Source organism: Afipia massiliensis, assembly GCF_014203115.1.
Classification (GTDB): Bacteria; Pseudomonadota; Alphaproteobacteria; order Rhizobiales; family Xanthobacteraceae; genus Afipia; species Afipia massiliensis.
Genome location: NZ_JACHIJ010000007.1, coordinates 54,111 through 70,407, shown reverse-complemented (window position 1 = coordinate 70,407; position 16,297 = coordinate 54,111). Strand labels below are relative to the sequence as shown.

Sequence of the window (16,297 nt, the reverse complement as noted above, 5' to 3'; positions counted from 1 at the left end):
GATGACCGTGCACGAAACGAGCGACACACGACGACTCCTTGAGGACGACGAAGTTCCCCCCGTTCTCGAGGAAAATGCGGGGAGCCGCTCGCCGTTCGTCTTCACCTGCGACCATTACGGCCGGCTGATTCCGCGGGCGCTCGGCGATCTCGGCGTGCATGCTGGCGAACTGGAGCGGCACATCGCCTGGGACATCGGGATCGCCGAGGTCGCGACCTGGCTTGCGAGAGAGATGGACGTGCATCTGATTGCGCAGCGCTATTCGCGCCTGGTGATCGACTGCAACCGGCCGTTCGACAGCCCGGGCTCGATCCCGCTGATCAGCGAGGCGACGGAAATTCCCGGCAACGGCGGGCTCAACCACGAGCAGGTCGCCGCACGCCGGCAGGCGGTGTTCGCCCCCTATCATGCGCGGATCGCGCAGGCGTTGGATCAACGCAAGGCGCAGGGGCTGCCGACCATTCTGGTGTCGCTGCATTCCTTCACGCCGGTCTATGCCGGCATCGCGCGGCCCTGGCACATCGGCACGCTGTACAATCGCGACGACCGGCTGCCGCATCTTTTGCGCGACCTGCTGCGCCACGAAGGCGATCTCGTGGTCGGCGACAACGAGCCCTATGCGGTCAGCGACGCCACCGACTACACCATCCCGGTTCACGGCGAGCGGCGCGGCCTGATGAACACCGGCATCGAGATCCGTCAGGACCTGATCGGCGACCAGTCCGGCCAGCATCAATGGGCGGAACGGCTGGCGCGTCTCCTGCGCGAGATCGAAGAGACGCTGCACGCGAAGAAATTGATGCCGGCTTAGCCCCTTGTTGCGACAAAGGCGGCCAGCCCCCAAAGCACGGCAACGATCGCCCAGACAACCCAGATTCCTTTCGCGCGCGGCTCCAGCACCGACTCCGAGGGGTTGGCGGGGTTGACATAGACATCCACCGACTGGCCATCGTGATAGCGCTTCACCCAACGCTGCACCGCGCGGTCGGATGTCGATGACACCTCGCCGCCGAGGGACGCAACCGTGCCGGTGTAGTTCACGCCGTTAAAGCTGTAAGTGTAGCTGATCCGCGCCTTGAACCTGATCTGTCCGCGGCTTGTATCGGTCGCAGCGCTCCGGAACCTTTCAAGTCCCGATGTGGCGATCGTGCCCCTGGTCACCGGCCAGTGCCGGGCCTGACGCGCATGCCGCTGGATGGCGAGGGCAATCAGCGCCGCCACAGCCCCGAACGCCCCGAGCGCAACCGTCATCGGCGCATTGGCCACCGGCATGGAGGAAACGAACTCGGTCAGCTTGTTGAAACCGATTGCGGAGCCGAACACCAGCGCGACCGCGATCGCCACCATCCAGCCCATGCAGCCCCACATGCCTTGCGGCATGTCGCGCTCCAGAACGGCCTCGCTCCGCTTGTTCGGATTGTAGAAGACGGTCACCGGCTTGCCGACGGGATAGCGCGCGATGGTTTCCGCGACCTCGAAGTTTCCGCGGTCCTCACCGATGGTGACGCGGTTGCAGCGATAGACCTGTCCGGCGATGGAATACTCGTAGGTGACGTTGGCGAAATTGCGCTCCTCGAAGCGATGGCCTCGCGCGCGGTCGCTGTCGATCACCTTGACCTGTCTCGTCTCGGGTTTCGAGGTCACGACCTTGCCCGGCGTGCTGGGCCAGTCGCTCGCGGCGCGAACTTCCAGATATTTATAGCCCGCGGCAAACACGATGAGGCCGACCGGCGCCAGCAACATCGCATACACGAACCACGGAATATCCGGCAGCATCGTTATCTCGCGCGCGTCAAGGCAAGCCAGATGCCGCCGCCGATCATGAAGCCGCCGGAGATGCGCGACACCAGCCGCACGCGCCGCGCCGAGAGAATTTTGCCGGCGCGGCCGGCCAGCAGCGCATAGGCCCCGTCGGTCAGGGCCGCGATCACAGTGAACGTCGCGCCAAGCAACGCCACCTGCGGCAAGTGATCCCGCTCCATATCGACGAACTGCGGAATGAACGCGCCGAAGAACACCAGCACCTTCGGATTGCTCAGCAGGACCAGAAATCCCTGCAGGAAGAATCCGCCGCGCGGTGGCGGCGGCGCTTCCGTTGCCGACATCGCGCCCGACGAGCGGAATACCTTGATGCCGAGCCAGACGAGATAGGCCGCTCCCGCGAACCGGACCCACTCGAACCAGTACCCCATCGTCGCCATCAGCGTGGTCAGACCGACGGCGATGATCGCGATGATGATCACAAGGCCCGCCTGCGCCCCGGCGATGTTGGTGAGCGCTGCGCGCGTGCCGTAGCGAAGGCCGTTGGCGATGACCAGCGTGACGATCGGACCCGGCAAGATCGCGAGCGCGACGCAGGCGGCGACGTAGGCGAGATAGACCTGAAGCGACATTGGCAGTTCTCAATCCAACTTCGTCATGGCCGGGTTCATCCCGGCCATCCACGTCTTACGTTGGTTTGAATGAAAGAAGAAGACGTGGATGCCCGCGACAAGCGCGGGCATGACGAAGAGAAAGAGTTGCTTGACATGCAACCATTTGGTTGCCTATTATCCTGACCATGGATGACGTCTTCAAGGCACTGGCGGACGTATCGCGGCGCTCATTGCTGGATCGGCTTCATGTCCGCAACGGACAGACGTTGCTCGAACTCTGCGACGGCCTCGCCATGACGCGGCAGGCCGTGACCAAGCATCTCGGGATTCTTGAAGACGCCAATCTCGTGACCACGCTCAAGCACGGCCGCGAGAAGCTGCACTACCTCAATCCCGTTCCGATCCACGAGATCGGCGAACGATGGATCAGGAAATTCGAGCGCGGCAAGCTCGCCGCGCTCAGTGAACTAAAACGTCAACTGGAGAAGCGTGATGCGTAAGCCGGAATTCGTCTACACGACCTATATCAAGACCACGCCGGACAAGCTCTGGCATGCCCTGACCGACACGGAATTCACACTGAGCTACTGGTTCGGATGCAGTCTGCACTCGGACTGGAAGGCCGGCTCCCCCATGCAAATGCACAAGGGCGGCAAGGTGGTGAACGAGTGCGTCATTCTCGAATCCGATCCACCGCGCAGGTTGTCCTATAGCTGGCTGTCGGTTTACGACGCGGAGATGATCAAGGAACGCCCTTCGCGGGTGACGTTCGTCATTGAGCCAAGCAACGGCGCGGTCAAGCTCACCGTGACGCACGAGGATTTCGCGGAAGGCAGCAAGACACTGCCCAGCATTTCCGAAGGCTGGCCGATCGTGCTGTCCAGCCTGAAAAGCATTCTCGAAACCGGCAAGCCGCTGGATTTCGAAATGGCCCGCAATGCGGAGAGCGCGTGATGGATATCAGCAAATTCAAACCTTCGCTCGTCTACACGATCTACATCGCCTCGACGCCCGAGAAGGTGTGGGAAGCGCTGACATCGGCCGAGTACAGCAGGGAGTATTTCTCGGGCTTCGGCGTCGAGGTCGAGGACAGAGTGGGAGGCGCGTTCGTGCTCCGCGCGCCAGACGGCTCGGTCCATATCGGCGGCGAAGTCATCGCCTATGATCCGCCGCGCAAGCTGGCCATCACCTTCAACGTCAACTGGCCCGGCCTTGTCGAGGCGCTCGGCGAGACGCTGGTGACCTATGACATCGAGCAGTCGGGTGCCTCCGTCCGCTTGACGATGACCGAAGCCAACGACCGCGAGATCAGCGAGGACATTCTCTCCGGTGGCCGCGAGGGATGGCCGGCGATTCTGTCCAGCCTGAAGAGCGTGCTGGAAACCGGCAAGCCGCTCGTGATCCAGATGGAGCCGCCAAAACGGATGCTGGAGGCGCTGAAGAAGATGGGTGTGAAGATTCCGGGTTAAACCGCAACGCCTCAACACAACTGGTGTCGTCCCCGCGAAAGCGGGGACCCATAACCACTAGCCTCTCCGTTGGGCGAGGGCTTTGAAACCCTCGGGCTAAAAGCATCGACAGGGAGTATGGGTCCCCGCTTTCGCGGGGACGACGCAAGTGAACTACCCCAATCCCCGCAATTCACGCCGCAGCACCTTGCCGGTGGCCGTCATCGGCAAGGTGTCCGCGAACTGGATGTGGCGCGGATATTCATGCGCGGCGAGTTGCACCTTGACGAACTCCTGAATCTCTTTCGCAAGAGTATCGCTCGCCGTGAATCCCGGGCGCAGCACGATCCATGCCTTGATCGCCTCGGTGCGGATCGGATCGGGAATCCCGACTACGGCGGACATCGCCACCGCCGGATGCTTCATCAAGGTGTGCTCGATCTCCGCCGGGCCGATGCGATAGCCCGCACTAGTGATCACGTCGTCCTCGCGGCTGACGTACCAGAAATAGCCGTCGTCATCCTGCACGCCGAGATCGCCGGTGAGCAGAAAGCCGGCGGCATATTTCGTCGCGGTCGCGTCCGGGTTCTTCCAGTATTCAAGCATCATGCAGGGGTTCGGCGCGCGCACGCCGACAATGCCGCGTGCATTGCGCGGCTGTTCCTCGCCGCGCTCGTTGACAATGCGCACATCGAAGCCCGGCGTCGGCTTGCCCATCGAGCCCGGCTTGATCGGAAACAGCGCCGAGTTGTTGGCGAGCACCAGATTGCATTCGGTCTGGCCGTAGATTTCATGCACGTTGACGCCGAACGTGGCATGCACCCACTCGATCAGCTCAGCGCCGAGCGACTCGCCGCCAGAGAAAATGCTGCGCAGCTTCACGCCGGAATGCTTGACGTCGGCCTGACGCATCAGCTTCAACGCGGTCGGCGGCAGGAACACGTTGCGCACGCCGTGATCGGCCATCAGTTGCATCGCCGCCTGCGGCTCGAACTTCTTGGCGCGATGCCCGAGCATCGGCACGCCGTGATACCAGGCCGGAAACAGCGCATCGAACAACCCGCCAATCCACGCCCAGTCCGCCGGGGTCCACATCAGGTCGCCCGGCTTCGGCAGGAAGTCGTGCGCCATTTCGACATTCGGCAAATGGCCGAGCAGCACGCGATGGGCATGCAGCGCCCCTTTGGGATTTCCCGTGGTGCCCGAAGTGTAGATGATGATCGCCGGATCGTCCGGGCCGGTGTAGACGGTCGGGAAATTTTCCGAGGCGTCTTCGATGGCCTGCCAGAACGATTTCGCGCCGGCATGGATCGCGCCGCTGGTGACGTAGATGTCCTGCAGATGCGGCAACCGATCGCGGATCTTCGACAGCTTGTCCCAGCCGCTCTCATCGGTGATGACGGCCTTCGCGCCGCTGTTGGAGAGCCGGAACTCCAGCGCGTCCTCGCCGAACAGCGTGAACAGCGGCACCGAGACCAGACCGGAGCGGAACGCGGCGAGATGCGCGATCGGCAGTTCCACCGACTGCGACAGAAACACCGCGACGCGGTCGCCGCGCTTGAGGCCATCGGTCTTCAGCGCATTGGCAAAACTCTTCGACAGCGCGCTGATCTCGTCGAACGACAACCGCTGCGTACCGCCGTCTTCATCGGCGTAAATCAGCGCAAGCCTGTTTGAGCCGTCGGCGTGACGGTCGCACGCAGCGGTCGCGATATTGAAGTTCGCCGGAATGTCCCAGCGAAAGTTCCGGTAGAGTTCGTCGTAGTTGTCGGTTTCGGTGAGCATGGCGGAGCTTTCGGGGCCTTACGCGGCAGCTGCAACATTTACGATGTCATCCCCGCGAAGGCGGGGATCCATAACCACCGGACTGATTAGAACAGCGAGATGATGCCACCGCCGTCAAAAAGTTCAAAGCTCAAGGAGTATGGGTCCCGGCCGGAGCCTGTCATCGGGCCGGCGAAGCCGGACCCGTTGGCCGGGACGACCAAAAATACCTCAACCCGTCAGCGCAGCCTTCACCAGGCCGCTGGCCTTGCCGAAATCCATTTGCCCGGCGTATTTCGCCTTCAATGCGGCGATCACCTTGCCCATGTCCTTCATGCCGGCGGCGCCGGTTTCCGTGATGACGGCGGCAATGGCGGCCTTCACTTCATCTTCCGACATCTGCTTGGGCAGATAGGCCGCGATCACCGCGATCTCCTCGCGCTCCTGCGCGGCGAGTTCGGGGCGGCCCCCCTTGTCGTAAAGCTCGACCGATTCCTGGCGCTGCTTGATCATCTTCTGCAGCAGCCCGAGGATGTCTTCATCACTGAGCGGCGGCTTGCTCTGCCCGCGCGCCTCGATATCGGCATTCTTCAGCGACGAATTGACCATGCGCAGCGTCGAGAGCTTGCGCTCGTCCTTTGCCCTCATCGCATCCTTGACGGCATTGTTGATGTCATCGCGCAGCATCGGTCTCTCCCTCGCGGCAAATCGCTTTGCGTTGATTTAGGGCGTTTTGCGTGTCCGCACAACCAAGCGAATTACATCTCAAGCCAGTCGAGCAACGCTTCTGTCATCGCCTGCGGCTTCTCGAGTTGCGGGAGGTGGCCGCAATCCGGCACCGTCACGAGCTTCGCGCCCGGAATGCCGTTCGCCATCTCGATCGACGCATCATTCGGAACCATATTGTCGGTGTCGCAGGTCAGAACCAGAGTCGGGCACTTGATGGTCGCCAGCGTCGGCCGTGAATCCGCGCGCGTCATGATCGCCTCGAGCTGCCAGACGAATGCGTCCGGTCCGACATCGTCGGCCATGTCGAGCACGATCCGGTGCAGACGCTCGTCGCGCGCCAGCGCAGGGTGCACGAAATCGGCGAACAGGCGATCCATCACCGCGCGGTAGCCGCCCTTCTTCACTTCGGTAATCCAGCCGCGGCGGCGCTCTGAGGCTTCCGGCGTTTCAGGCCGCGCCGAGGTGTTCAGCAGCGCCAGCCGTGCGATCCGTTCGGGCGCCTGCCGATACATCTCCAGTATGATGTAGCCGCCCATCGAGTGGCCGGCGAGCGCGAAGCGCAATGGCGCTTCGGCGAGAATGCGCCGCGCGATGGCGGCCATGTCGCCGCCGCGCGCATGGTTGGCGAGGACCACCGGGCCCTGCCGCCACAGCGCGGGGATCTGCGGATCATAAATGCGCGGCGAGCACGCAAGGCCCGGAACGAGCACCACAGGAAGCGAGTTTGGCATGTGAACTCCGATCGAATTACAGCTTAATCTTCACGCCACGCCGCGCTTGCGGCCTTCCCAGTAAGGCGCACGCAGCGCCTTGCGGTCAATCTTGCCGAGCCCCGTGACCGGGATGGTCTCGACGAAATCGATGGTCTTCGGCGACCACGGCGCGCCGCGCTTGTCCTTGACGTGGGCCTGCAGTTCGGCGGCGCCGGAATTTGCGCCGGATTTCAGCACCACGAATCCTTTGACGGCCTCGCCCCACTTGTCGTCGGGAATCCCTATCACCGCGGCGGAGGCGACCGAGGGATGCGACATCAGCGCATCCTCGACCTCGCGCGGATAGATGTTGAAGCCGCCGGAGATGATCATGTCCTTGGTGCGATCGACAATATAGAAGTAGCCCTCCTCATCCTTCACGGCGACGTCGCCGGTGTGCAGCCAGCCGCCTTTCAGGGTTTCGGCGTTGGCGTCCGGGCGCTTCCAGTAGCCGTCCATCACCAGCGGCCCGCGCACGCAGATCTCGCCGGGTTCGCCGATTGCGACCTCGCGCATGTCGGCGTCGAACAGTTTCACGTCCACAAACGGGCTGGCGCGGCCGCATGAGCCGAAACGGTGCGGCTTGGTCTCGTCGTGGTCGATCTTGCGCAGCGTGGTGATGCATTGCGGCGCTTCGGTCTGGCCGTATAGCTGCACGAACACCTTGCCGAAAATCTTGATGCCTTCGAGCAAACGGTCCGGCGACATCGGCGCCGCGCCATAGACGATCATCTCCAGCGACGACATGTCGTGCCGCTTGCGCAGGTCCTCGTTGTCGATCAGCGCGTAGATCAGCGTCGGCACCAGAAACGTCGAGTTGATCTTCTCGGCGGCCACAACGTCGGCATAAACCTCCGGCTCGAAGCCCTGCACCAGCCGCATCAACCCGCCGCGCATCATCACCGTGAACAAAGTCACGCCGGCGGCATGGCTGATCGGCGTCGCGGCGAGGAAGCGGACATCCTGCGGCCAGTCCCAATCCGAATGCAGCAGCAGCGCCATGGTGACCAATGAACGATGCGGCAGCATCACGCCCTTGGAGCGTCCGGTCGTGCCGCCGGTATAGGCGAGAAAGGCGAGTTCATGGCTTGCACTCTCGTCCATCAGCGGCGCGGGGGTCGCCTGCGCCACATCGGCGAGAATATCGCGCACGCCGTCCATCGGGCCGAACGACATCAGATGCTTCAGTTTCGGTGCGCGCGCCTTGATGGCGAGACCGCGCGGACCGAACTTCGCACCCTCGACGATCAGAAGATCAATCTCGGCGTCGTCGACGATAAACGCATGGTCGTCCTCCGCCGCCATCGGATGCAGCGCGGTGTAGCGCATGCCCATCACCAGCGCCGCGCAGATCGCCGCCCAGGACTCGGCGCGGTTGCTCGCCACGACAGACAGCGCATTGCCTTTTTTCATGCCGAGCGAGCGATACACCGCGATGAAACGCGCCACCTGGTCGCCGAATTCGCGATAGCTCCAGCGAAGATGGCCGTCGGCGATGGCCGGCTGGGCGGAAAATCGCGCAATCGCGTTGACGATGAGGCTTCCCATCGTACCGCCGGAATGAAGTTGAGCCAGATCCGGCGCGCCAACCGCCACATTCATCGCGTGTCTCCTGTTAAATCCCATCACGAGCGCATGATCTGTTCGCCAAACCGCCCACACTTTGGCGGATCATGCGCGACGCGGCTCGTTATGTCTGAGTGGCCACGCGGGGGCGCAGATTAGGCAGCGTTCGCCGGGTGTCAAATATGTGCAAATGACATGAATTTCCGGCGCTTCTGCCTTTGACGCGCCGCGGCACAGGGGTTATGTGATGCACTTATGACGACATCAGATAACTCTTCAGCCTGGCCGGACCTCAAACCGACCGCGCTCCTCGTGCTTGCCGATGGCACCGTGCTGGAAGGCTTCGGCCTCGGCGCAGAAGGTCAGGCCGTTGGCGAGGTCTGCTTCAACACGGCGATGACCGGTTATGAGGAAATCCTCACCGATCCGTCCTATGCCGGGCAGCTCATTACTTTCACATTTCCCCATGTCGGGAATGTCGGAACCAACGACGAAGACATCGAAACGGTGAACATGGCGGCGACGCCGGGCGCGCGCGGCGTGATCCTGCGCGCCGCGATCACCGATCCGTCGAACTATCGCTCAGCCAAGCATCTCGATGCATGGCTGAAGGCGCGCGGCATCATCGGCCTCTCGGGCATCGACACCCGGGCGCTGACCGCGCTGATCCGCGACAAGGGCATGCCCAACGCCGTGATCGCGCACGCGAAGAACGGCCAGTTCGACCTGCACGGCCTCAAGGAAGAAGCGCGCGAATGGCCCGGCCTCGAGGGCATGGACCTCGTGCCGATGGTGACCAGCGCCCAGCGTTTCACCTGGGACGAGACGCCGTGGGAATGGGAGAAGGGTTTCGGCAAGCAGGACAAGCCTGAATTCAACGTCGTCGCCATCGACTACGGCATCAAGCGCAACATCCTGCGGCTTCTCGCCGGCGAAGGCTGCAAGGTCACGGTCGTGACCGCGAAGACCTCGGCCGAAGACATTCTGGCGATGAAGCCGGACGGCGTGTTCCTGTCGAACGGCCCCGGCGATCCGGCGGCGACCGGCGAATATGCCGTGCCCGTCATCAAGAAGGTGATCGAGTCCGGCACGCCGACATTCGGGATCTGCCTCGGCCACCAGATGCTCGGCCTCGCCCTCGGCGGCAAGACCATGAAGATGCATCAGGGCCACCACGGCGCCAACCATCCGGTGAAAGACCTCACCACCGGCAAGGTCGAGATCACGTCGATGAACCACGGCTTCGCGGTGGACAAGACCACGCTGCCGAGCAACGTCACTCAGACGCATATCTCGCTGTTCGACGACTCGAACTGCGGCATCGCGCTGGCGGACAAGCCGGTGTTCTCGGTGCAGTACCATCCCGAGGCCTCGCCCGGCCCGCGCGACTCGCACTACCTGTTCAAGCGCTTCGCCGATCTGATGCGCGTGCGCAAAGACCCGTCGCAGCGCAAGAGCGCCTGACACCCGTGGACTATCGTCTCGTCTTGTTCGATTTCGACGGCACGCTGGCGGATTCCTTCACATGGTTCTCGCACGTCGTGAACGACGCTGCTGACAGGTTTGGATTCCGGCGCGTTGCACCGCAGGATATCGACATGCTGCGCGGCAAAGGCGCGCGCGAGATCGTCGCACATCTCGGCGTACCGTTCTGGAAGATGCCCGCCATCGCCAGCTACATGCGCGCGCGCAAGGCGAACGACGTCGCGGCCATCGGCCTGTTCGACGGAACGGCAGGGATGTTGCAGCAGCTACGCGAGGCCGGACGAACGCTCGCCATCGTCAGTTCCAACTCCGAAGCGAATGTCCGCGCCATTCTTGGCCCCGACACGGCGGCGCTCGTGCATCACTATGGCTGCGGCGTCTCGGTCTTCGGCAAAGCCGCCCAGTTCAAGAAAGCATTGCGCCATACCGGAATCTCAGCCGCACAAACACTCGCGGTGGGCGACGAAATCCGCGACATCGACGCCGCCCGCACCGTGGGCATCGCTTTCGGCGCCGTGGCGTGGGGGTATACCTTGCCAGAGGCGCTGCAAGCACAACGGCCGCAGTTCATCTTTCATACCATGAACGATATCACCGCCGCCCTCACTCCCCCGCGCTGAGTCCGGCCCAGTCGAACTCTTCTGGATCGTTGCCGAGCAGCTCGCGCTCTTGCGAGGACAGCGAGCATAGATCGAAAACAAAAACGCCCGCGCGAAGCGGGCGTTTTTCGATCCAGTAACGATCGCGTCGAAGACGCTGCACAAGGCTTACGCCTCGTTGCCGCCTTCCTGGCGGGTGGCCTCGAACAGGAACCAGGTCCGGCGCTCAGTCTCATCGATGAAGACCTCGAGGATGCTGGCGGACGCAACGTCTTCGGCATCGTCGCAAACCTTGTGCGCCTTGCGCATGGCCGCAGCGACCTTCTTGTTGTCTTCCATCAGTTCGCGAAGCATCTCGCGCGGCGGCACGAACTTCTCGTCGTTGTCCTCGAGGGTCTGGAGCTTGGCGATGTGGCCGATGGAGCGGATGGTGTTTCCGCCGATCTTTCTGACACGTTCCGCCAACTGGTCGGTGGAGCCCAAGATTTGGGTGGACTGCTCGTCGAGCAGAACGTGGTAATCGCGGAAATGGCGTCCGCTGACATGCCAGTGGAAATTCTTCGTCTTTAAGTAAAGCGCGAAGGCATCCGCCAGCAGCGTGTTGAGTGCAGCCGACACCTTGGTCACGGCAGCACTGTCGAGATCGGTGGGGGTGTCGAGTTCGGCCGAAACGGCATTCTTGGTTTTGCTCACGGCGGGGCCTTCCTGCTAGGAAATAAACATCGGGCGATGGACAGTGATCGCCAGACCAACTAACGCATCCTAGGCCCGCCGGTTCCCGGGCGGGAACCCCTCCCTTGGAGGCATGATCGTTCCGAAACCGCAGGTTTCCGGGACCATGCCATTAACATAGAAACATAGAGGCATGATCTTCCCGAAAACCGGGCCCACTTTTCGGGATCATGCCAGTCCGGACAAAGCCGATGGACGACTGGATCGACTATTACGATTCAACCCACACGATTTATGTCAGCAAGCTGCATCGCGACGTGCATTTCCGCGTGATCGCCAATGACATTCTCGCATACGTCCCCTCTCCGGAGGCCGTGGTGCTGGATTATTCCTGCGGCGAGGCGCTGTTCGCCGCGCAGGTCGCAGCCGCCTGCCAAAAGCTGATCCTTGCCGAACCCGCCCCCGGCGTGCGCGGACGTCTCACCGCCCGGTTCGGCCCGAACCCAAAAATCGCGGTCCGCTCGCTCGATGACCTTCAACAGTTGCCGGACAGGTCGGTCGATCTCGCGGTGATGATTTCGGTAGCGCAGTACATGACGCCAGTTGAACTCGACGCCGCGTTCGCCCTGATGCGCCGCGTATTGAAGCCCGGCGGCCGTCTGGTGCTGGGTGATATCCTGCGCCCCGAAGTCGGTGCTGCGACCGACGTGATGGCGCTGCTCAGGCTTGCGGCCAAGAACGGCTTCCTGACCGACGCATTGTGGGGGCTGGCCCGCACGGCGCTGTCGGACTACTGGCAATTGCGCAAAAGCATCGGACTGCAGCGCTACGCCGAAGCCGGCATGCTGGCGAAGCTGAAAGCCGCGGGGTTCGAGGCATCGCGCGCAAAAAACAACATCGGCTACAATCCCGCGCGCATGACTTTTGTCGCGACACCGCGTGCCTGATCGATACAACTGCACACATTAAGGTTAAGCCGAAGCCCTCGTGGACTCCACGTAACGCCGCGGTAGTCTCGGTGGCGGAATGTTACGCGGAGGCGCCGCAAACGCTTCACATCCTGGTTCAAGTCCAGGCCGAGCCTCCAAATTCTCTGGTCCGCGATCCTGCGGGCCGCAAGTCCCGGAAACTGCCTGAAATTCGCAGTTGATCGCGGCTTTTAAGGCCTTTCACCGTCACGGAATCTGGTCTAAAGACACGGCGCGCGCGAGGGCAACCTGGCGCTTGGCTCAAGGGACGCGCGGATGCGCGCCCTTTTTTTGTGCCCAAATTCCTGCCGTGAGACTTAATGCCTAAACGTACAGACATCTCGACGATCCTCATCATCGGCGCTGGCCCCATCGTGATCGGCCAGGCCTGCGAATTCGATTATTCCGGCACCCAGGCCGTGAAGACGCTCCGCGAAGAGGGCTACCGCATCGTTCTGGTCAATTCCAATCCGGCCACCATCATGACGGACCCGGAACTGGCGGACGCGACCTATATCGAGCCGATCACGCCGGAAATCGTCGCCAAGATCATCGAGAAGGAGCGCCATGTGCTCCCCGGCGGTTTCGCGCTGCTCCCGACCATGGGCGGCCAGACCGCGCTGAACTGCGCGCTGTCGCTGCGCCAGCAGGGCACGCTGGACAAATTCGACGTCGAAATGATCGGCGCCACGGCGGACGCCATCGACAAGGCGGAAGACCGCCAGCTTTTCCGCGAGGCCATGACCAAGATCGGCCTCGAGACGCCCAAATCGCGGCTAGCGAATGCCTCCGCGCTGAAGAAGCAGTATCGCGACCAGTATCTTGCCGAGAAGGAAAAGCTCTCCGGCGAGGCGCTTGCCGAGCACGAGCGGCAGTGGGTGCTGCATGAAGGCGACCGGCGCAAGCGCTATCAGGAGCATGCGCTCGGCCAGGCGCTGATGGCGCTCTCCGAGATCGGCCTGCCCGCGATCATCCGCCCCTCGTTCACCATGGGCGGCACCGGCGGCGGCATCGCCTATAACCGGGAAGAATTTCTCGACATCATCGAGCGCGGGCTCGATGCCTCGCCGACCAACGAAGTTCTGATCGAAGAGTCAGTGCTCGGCTGGAAGGAATACGAGATGGAGGTTGTCCGCGACAAGAAGGACAACTGCATCATCGTCTGCTCGATCGAGAACCTCGATCCGATGGGCGTGCACACCGGCGACTCCATCACCGTCGCCCCTGCTCTCACGCTGACCGATAAAGAATACCAGATCATGCGCGACGCCTCGCTGGCGGTGCTGCGCGAGATCGGCGTCGAGACCGGCGGCTCGAACGTGCAGTTCGGCGTCAATCCGGCCGACGGCCGCATGGTCGTGATCGAGATGAATCCGCGCGTGTCGCGCTCGTCGGCGCTGGCCTCAAAGGCCACCGGCTTCCCGATCGCCAAGGTCGCGGCGAAGCTCGCGGTCGGCTACACGCTCGATGAAATCGCCAACGACATCACCGGCGGCGCCACGCCGGCGTCGTTCGAGCCGACCATCGACTATGTGGTCACCAAGATTCCACGCTTCGCGTTCGAAAAATTCCCCGGCGCCTCGACCACGCTGACCACCTCGATGAAGTCGGTCGGCGAAGTCATGGCCATCGGCCGCACCTTCCAGGAAAGCCTGCAGAAGGCGCTGCGCGGGCTCGAAACCGGCCTCACCGGCCTCGATGAAATCGAGATCGAAGGCCTCGGCCAGAGCGACGACAAGAACGCCGTGCGCGCCGCGCTCGGCACGCCGACCCCCGACCGGCTGCTGCAGGTCGCGCAGGCGATGCGGCTTGGCTGGACCAACGAGGAGATCTTCACCTCGTGCAAGATCGACCCGTGGTTCCTCGCCGAGATGCGCGGCATCATCGAGATGGAAGCCAAGGTCCGGGCGAACGGCCTGCCCGGCAACGCCCACAGCATGCGCATGCTGAAGGCGATGGGCTTCTCCGACGCCCGCCTCGCCGTGCTCGCCAACACCACCGAAGCCGAGGTGAAAGCCGCGCGCCGTGCGCTGAACGTGCGCCCGGTGTTCAAGCGCATCGACACCTGCGCCGCCGAATTCGCCTCGCCCACCGCCTACATGTATTCGACCTATGAAGCGCCGTTCGCTGGCGCGATGGCCGACGAAAGCGCGCCGTCCGACAAGAACAAGGTCATCATTCTCGGCGGCGGCCCCAACCGGATCGGCCAGGGCATCGAGTTCGACTATTGCTGCTGCCATGCCTGCTTCGCGCTGCATGACGCCGGCTTCGAATCCATCATGGTCAACTGCAATCCGGAAACGGTCTCGACCGACTACGACACCGCGGATCGCCTCTACTTCGAACCGCTGACCGCAGAAGACGTGCTCGAGATCATCGATACCGAGCGCAGCAACGGCACGCTGCACGGCGTTATCGTGCAGTTCGGCGGCCAGACCCCGCTGAAACTCGCGCGCGCGCTGGAAGAAGCCAATGTGCCGATCCTCGGCACCTCGCCCGACGCGATCGATCTCGCTGAAGACCGCGACCGCTTCAAGCGCGTACTCGACAAGCTCAAGCTCAAGCAGCCCAAGAACGGCATCGCCTATTCGGTGGAGCAGGCGCGGCTGGTGGCCGCCGATCTCGGCCTGCCGCTGGTGGTGCGTCCATCCTACGTGCTCGGCGGCCGCGCCATGCAGATCATCCGCGAGGAATTCCAGCTCGGCGATTATCTGCTCGGCACGCTGCCGGAACTGGTGCCCGCTGACGTCAAGGCGCGCTACCCGAACGACAAGACCGGCCAGATCAATACGGTGCTGGGCAAGAACCCGCTGCTGTTCGACCGCTACCTGTCGGACGCCACTGAGGTCGATGTCGATTGCCTGTGCGATGGAAAAGATACGTTCGTCGTCGGCATCATGGAACACATCGAGGAAGCCGGTATTCATTCCGGCGACTCGGCCTGTTCGCTGCCGCCGCATTCGCTCGAGCCTGCGGTGATCGCCGAACTCGAGCGCCAGACGCGCGAGCTCGCGCTCGGCCTCGACGTCGTCGGCCTGATGAACGTGCAGTACGCCATCAAGGACGGCGATATCTACGTGTTAGAGGTCAATCCGCGCGCCTCGCGCACGGTGCCGTTCGTCGCCAAGGTGGTCGGGATTCCGGTCGCCAAGATCGCCGCGCGCATCATGGCGGGCGAGAAGCTCGCCGACTTCAAGCTGAAGCCGCCCAAGCTCAACCATGTCGGCGTCAAGGAATCCGTGTTCCCGTTCGCGCGTTTCCCCGGCGTCGACACCGTGCTCGGGCCGGAAATGAAATCGACCGGCGAGGTCATGGGTATCGATCGCTCGTTCGCGGTGGCCTTCGCCAAGAGCCAGCTCGGCGGCGGCACCCGCGTGCCACGCAAGGGCACGGTGTTCGTGTCGGTGCGCGAAACCGACAAGGCGCGAATCCTCGACGCGGTGAAACTGCTGAGCTCGCTCGGCTTCAAGGTGATCGCGACATCCGGCACGCAGCGTTTTCTCGTCGAAAACGGTGTTCCGGCCGAGAAGATCAACAAGGTATTGGAAGGCCGCCCGCATATCGTCGACGCCATCACCAACGGCGAGGTGCAACTGGTTTTCAATACCACCGAGGGGCCGCAGGCACTCGCCGACAGCCGCTCGTTGCGGCGTGCTGCCCTCTTGCATAAAGTGCCGTATTACACCACTCTTTCGGGTGCATTGGCGGCGGCGCAGGGCATCCGGGCCTATCTGGGCGGGGATCTCGAGGTCCGCACCCTGCAAGGTTACTTCCCCGATCTCTGAAATTGGTAGCCGGTCATCCCGACCGGCGTAGTATAAGTGGAACTTGCGGCGGGAACCGCCCAGCCGCAATCGTGTTCTCATTCGTTGCCCCGCGGCCGTAAGCCAACGGGATCAAACAAGATGTTTCGTGCATGCGGCAACAGCCCGTCGCACG

The 16,297-nt window shown here is 62.8% G+C and carries 15 protein-coding genes; 8 read left to right on the top strand and 7 right to left on the bottom strand.

The annotated features are described in order from the left end of the window. Window position 1: 1 nt before the first annotated feature. Complete coding sequence (locus tag HNQ36_RS21465; RefSeq protein ID WP_184088594.1) at window positions 2-811, top strand: N-formylglutamate amidohydrolase; 810 nt, start codon at window positions 2-4, stop codon at window positions 809-811. Here the strand turns inward: HNQ36_RS21465 and HNQ36_RS21460 are convergent. Then, window positions 808-1,776 carry a DUF3592 domain-containing protein gene (locus tag HNQ36_RS21460; protein ID WP_184088591.1) on the bottom strand — a complete coding sequence of 323 codons (969 nt, stop codon included), beginning with the start codon at window positions 1,774-1,776 and terminating at the stop codon, window positions 808-810. The genes HNQ36_RS21465 and HNQ36_RS21460 overlap by 4 nt on opposite strands. Before the next feature lie 2 nt (window positions 1,777-1,778). After that, the gene (locus HNQ36_RS21455; RefSeq protein ID WP_184088588.1) at window positions 1,779-2,393 is read right to left on the bottom strand and encodes a LysE family translocator; all 615 of its coding nucleotides are present in this window, start codon (window positions 2,391-2,393) and stop codon (window positions 1,779-1,781) included. A gap of 167 nt (window positions 2,394-2,560) precedes the next feature. Here HNQ36_RS21455 and HNQ36_RS21450 point away from each other — a divergent pair, with 167 nt between their 5' ends. The 3 genes from HNQ36_RS21450 to HNQ36_RS21440 are packed head-to-tail and all read left to right on the top strand — an operon-like array spanning window position 2,561 to window position 3,844. Next, window positions 2,561-2,875 carry an ArsR/SmtB family transcription factor gene (locus HNQ36_RS21450; protein WP_184088585.1) on the top strand — a complete coding sequence of 105 codons (315 nt, stop codon included), beginning with the start codon at window positions 2,561-2,563 and terminating at the stop codon, window positions 2,873-2,875. Beyond that, entirely contained in the window at window positions 2,868-3,329 is a 462-nt protein-coding gene (locus tag HNQ36_RS21445; RefSeq protein WP_184088582.1) for an SRPBCC family protein, read from the top strand. Before HNQ36_RS21450 ends, HNQ36_RS21445 begins: the two co-directional genes overlap by 8 nt. Then, window positions 3,329-3,844 (top strand): SRPBCC family protein, encoded by a 516-nt coding sequence (locus HNQ36_RS21440; protein WP_184088579.1) that lies wholly within the window; start codon window positions 3,329-3,331, stop codon window positions 3,842-3,844. The genes HNQ36_RS21445 and HNQ36_RS21440 overlap by 1 nt, the downstream gene beginning before the upstream one ends. Window positions 3,845-3,997: 153 nt before the next feature. On the opposite strand, the gene HNQ36_RS21435 is transcribed toward HNQ36_RS21440, so the two are convergent. From HNQ36_RS21435 to HNQ36_RS21420, 4 genes are all read right to left on the bottom strand, one after another. Continuing rightward, window positions 3,998-5,608, bottom strand: coding sequence for an AMP-binding protein (locus HNQ36_RS21435; protein WP_184088576.1), 1,611 nt, complete (start codon window positions 5,606-5,608; stop codon window positions 3,998-4,000). Between the two features lie 210 nt (window positions 5,609-5,818). Continuing rightward, window positions 5,819-6,274 carry a GatB/YqeY domain-containing protein gene (locus HNQ36_RS21430; RefSeq protein ID WP_184088573.1) on the bottom strand — a complete coding sequence of 152 codons (456 nt, stop codon included), beginning with the start codon at window positions 6,272-6,274 and terminating at the stop codon, window positions 5,819-5,821. Window positions 6,275-6,345: 71 nt separating this feature from the next. Further along, window positions 6,346-7,047: an alpha/beta fold hydrolase gene (locus tag HNQ36_RS21425; RefSeq protein WP_184088570.1), complete on the bottom strand. Its 702-nt coding sequence runs from the start codon at window positions 7,045-7,047 to the stop codon at window positions 6,346-6,348. A gap of 30 nt (window positions 7,048-7,077) precedes the next feature. After that, a complete protein-coding gene (locus tag HNQ36_RS21420; RefSeq protein WP_184088567.1) occupies window positions 7,078-8,670 on the bottom strand; it encodes an AMP-binding protein in 1,593 nt (530 codons plus the stop codon). A gap of 219 nt (window positions 8,671-8,889) precedes the next feature. On the opposite strand from HNQ36_RS21420, the gene carA reads away from it, so the two are divergent. Beyond that, window positions 8,890-10,098, top strand: a complete 1,209-nt coding sequence (carA, locus tag HNQ36_RS21415; protein ID WP_184088564.1) for a glutamine-hydrolyzing carbamoyl-phosphate synthase small subunit — start codon at window positions 8,890-8,892, stop codon at window positions 10,096-10,098. A gap of 5 nt (window positions 10,099-10,103) precedes the next feature. Further along, window positions 10,104-10,739, top strand: coding sequence for an HAD hydrolase-like protein (locus HNQ36_RS21410; protein WP_184088547.1), 636 nt, complete (start codon window positions 10,104-10,106; stop codon window positions 10,737-10,739). A gap of 147 nt (window positions 10,740-10,886) precedes the next feature. Here the strand turns inward: HNQ36_RS21410 and HNQ36_RS21405 are convergent, their stop codons facing one another. Further along, window positions 10,887-11,411 (bottom strand): ferritin-like domain-containing protein, encoded by a 525-nt coding sequence (locus HNQ36_RS21405; RefSeq protein ID WP_184088544.1) that lies wholly within the window; start codon window positions 11,409-11,411, stop codon window positions 10,887-10,889. A gap of 230 nt (window positions 11,412-11,641) precedes the next feature. On the opposite strand from HNQ36_RS21405, the gene HNQ36_RS21400 reads away from it, so the two are divergent. Both HNQ36_RS21400 and carB read left to right on the top strand, forming a co-directional pair. Next, window positions 11,642-12,337, top strand: coding sequence for a class I SAM-dependent methyltransferase (locus HNQ36_RS21400; RefSeq protein ID WP_184088541.1), 696 nt, complete (start codon window positions 11,642-11,644; stop codon window positions 12,335-12,337). Between the two features lie 341 nt (window positions 12,338-12,678). Continuing rightward, window positions 12,679-16,143 carry a carbamoyl-phosphate synthase large subunit gene (gene carB / locus HNQ36_RS21395; RefSeq protein ID WP_184088538.1) on the top strand — a complete coding sequence of 1,155 codons (3,465 nt, stop codon included), beginning with the start codon at window positions 12,679-12,681 and terminating at the stop codon, window positions 16,141-16,143. Window positions 16,144-16,297 lie beyond the last annotated feature (154 nt).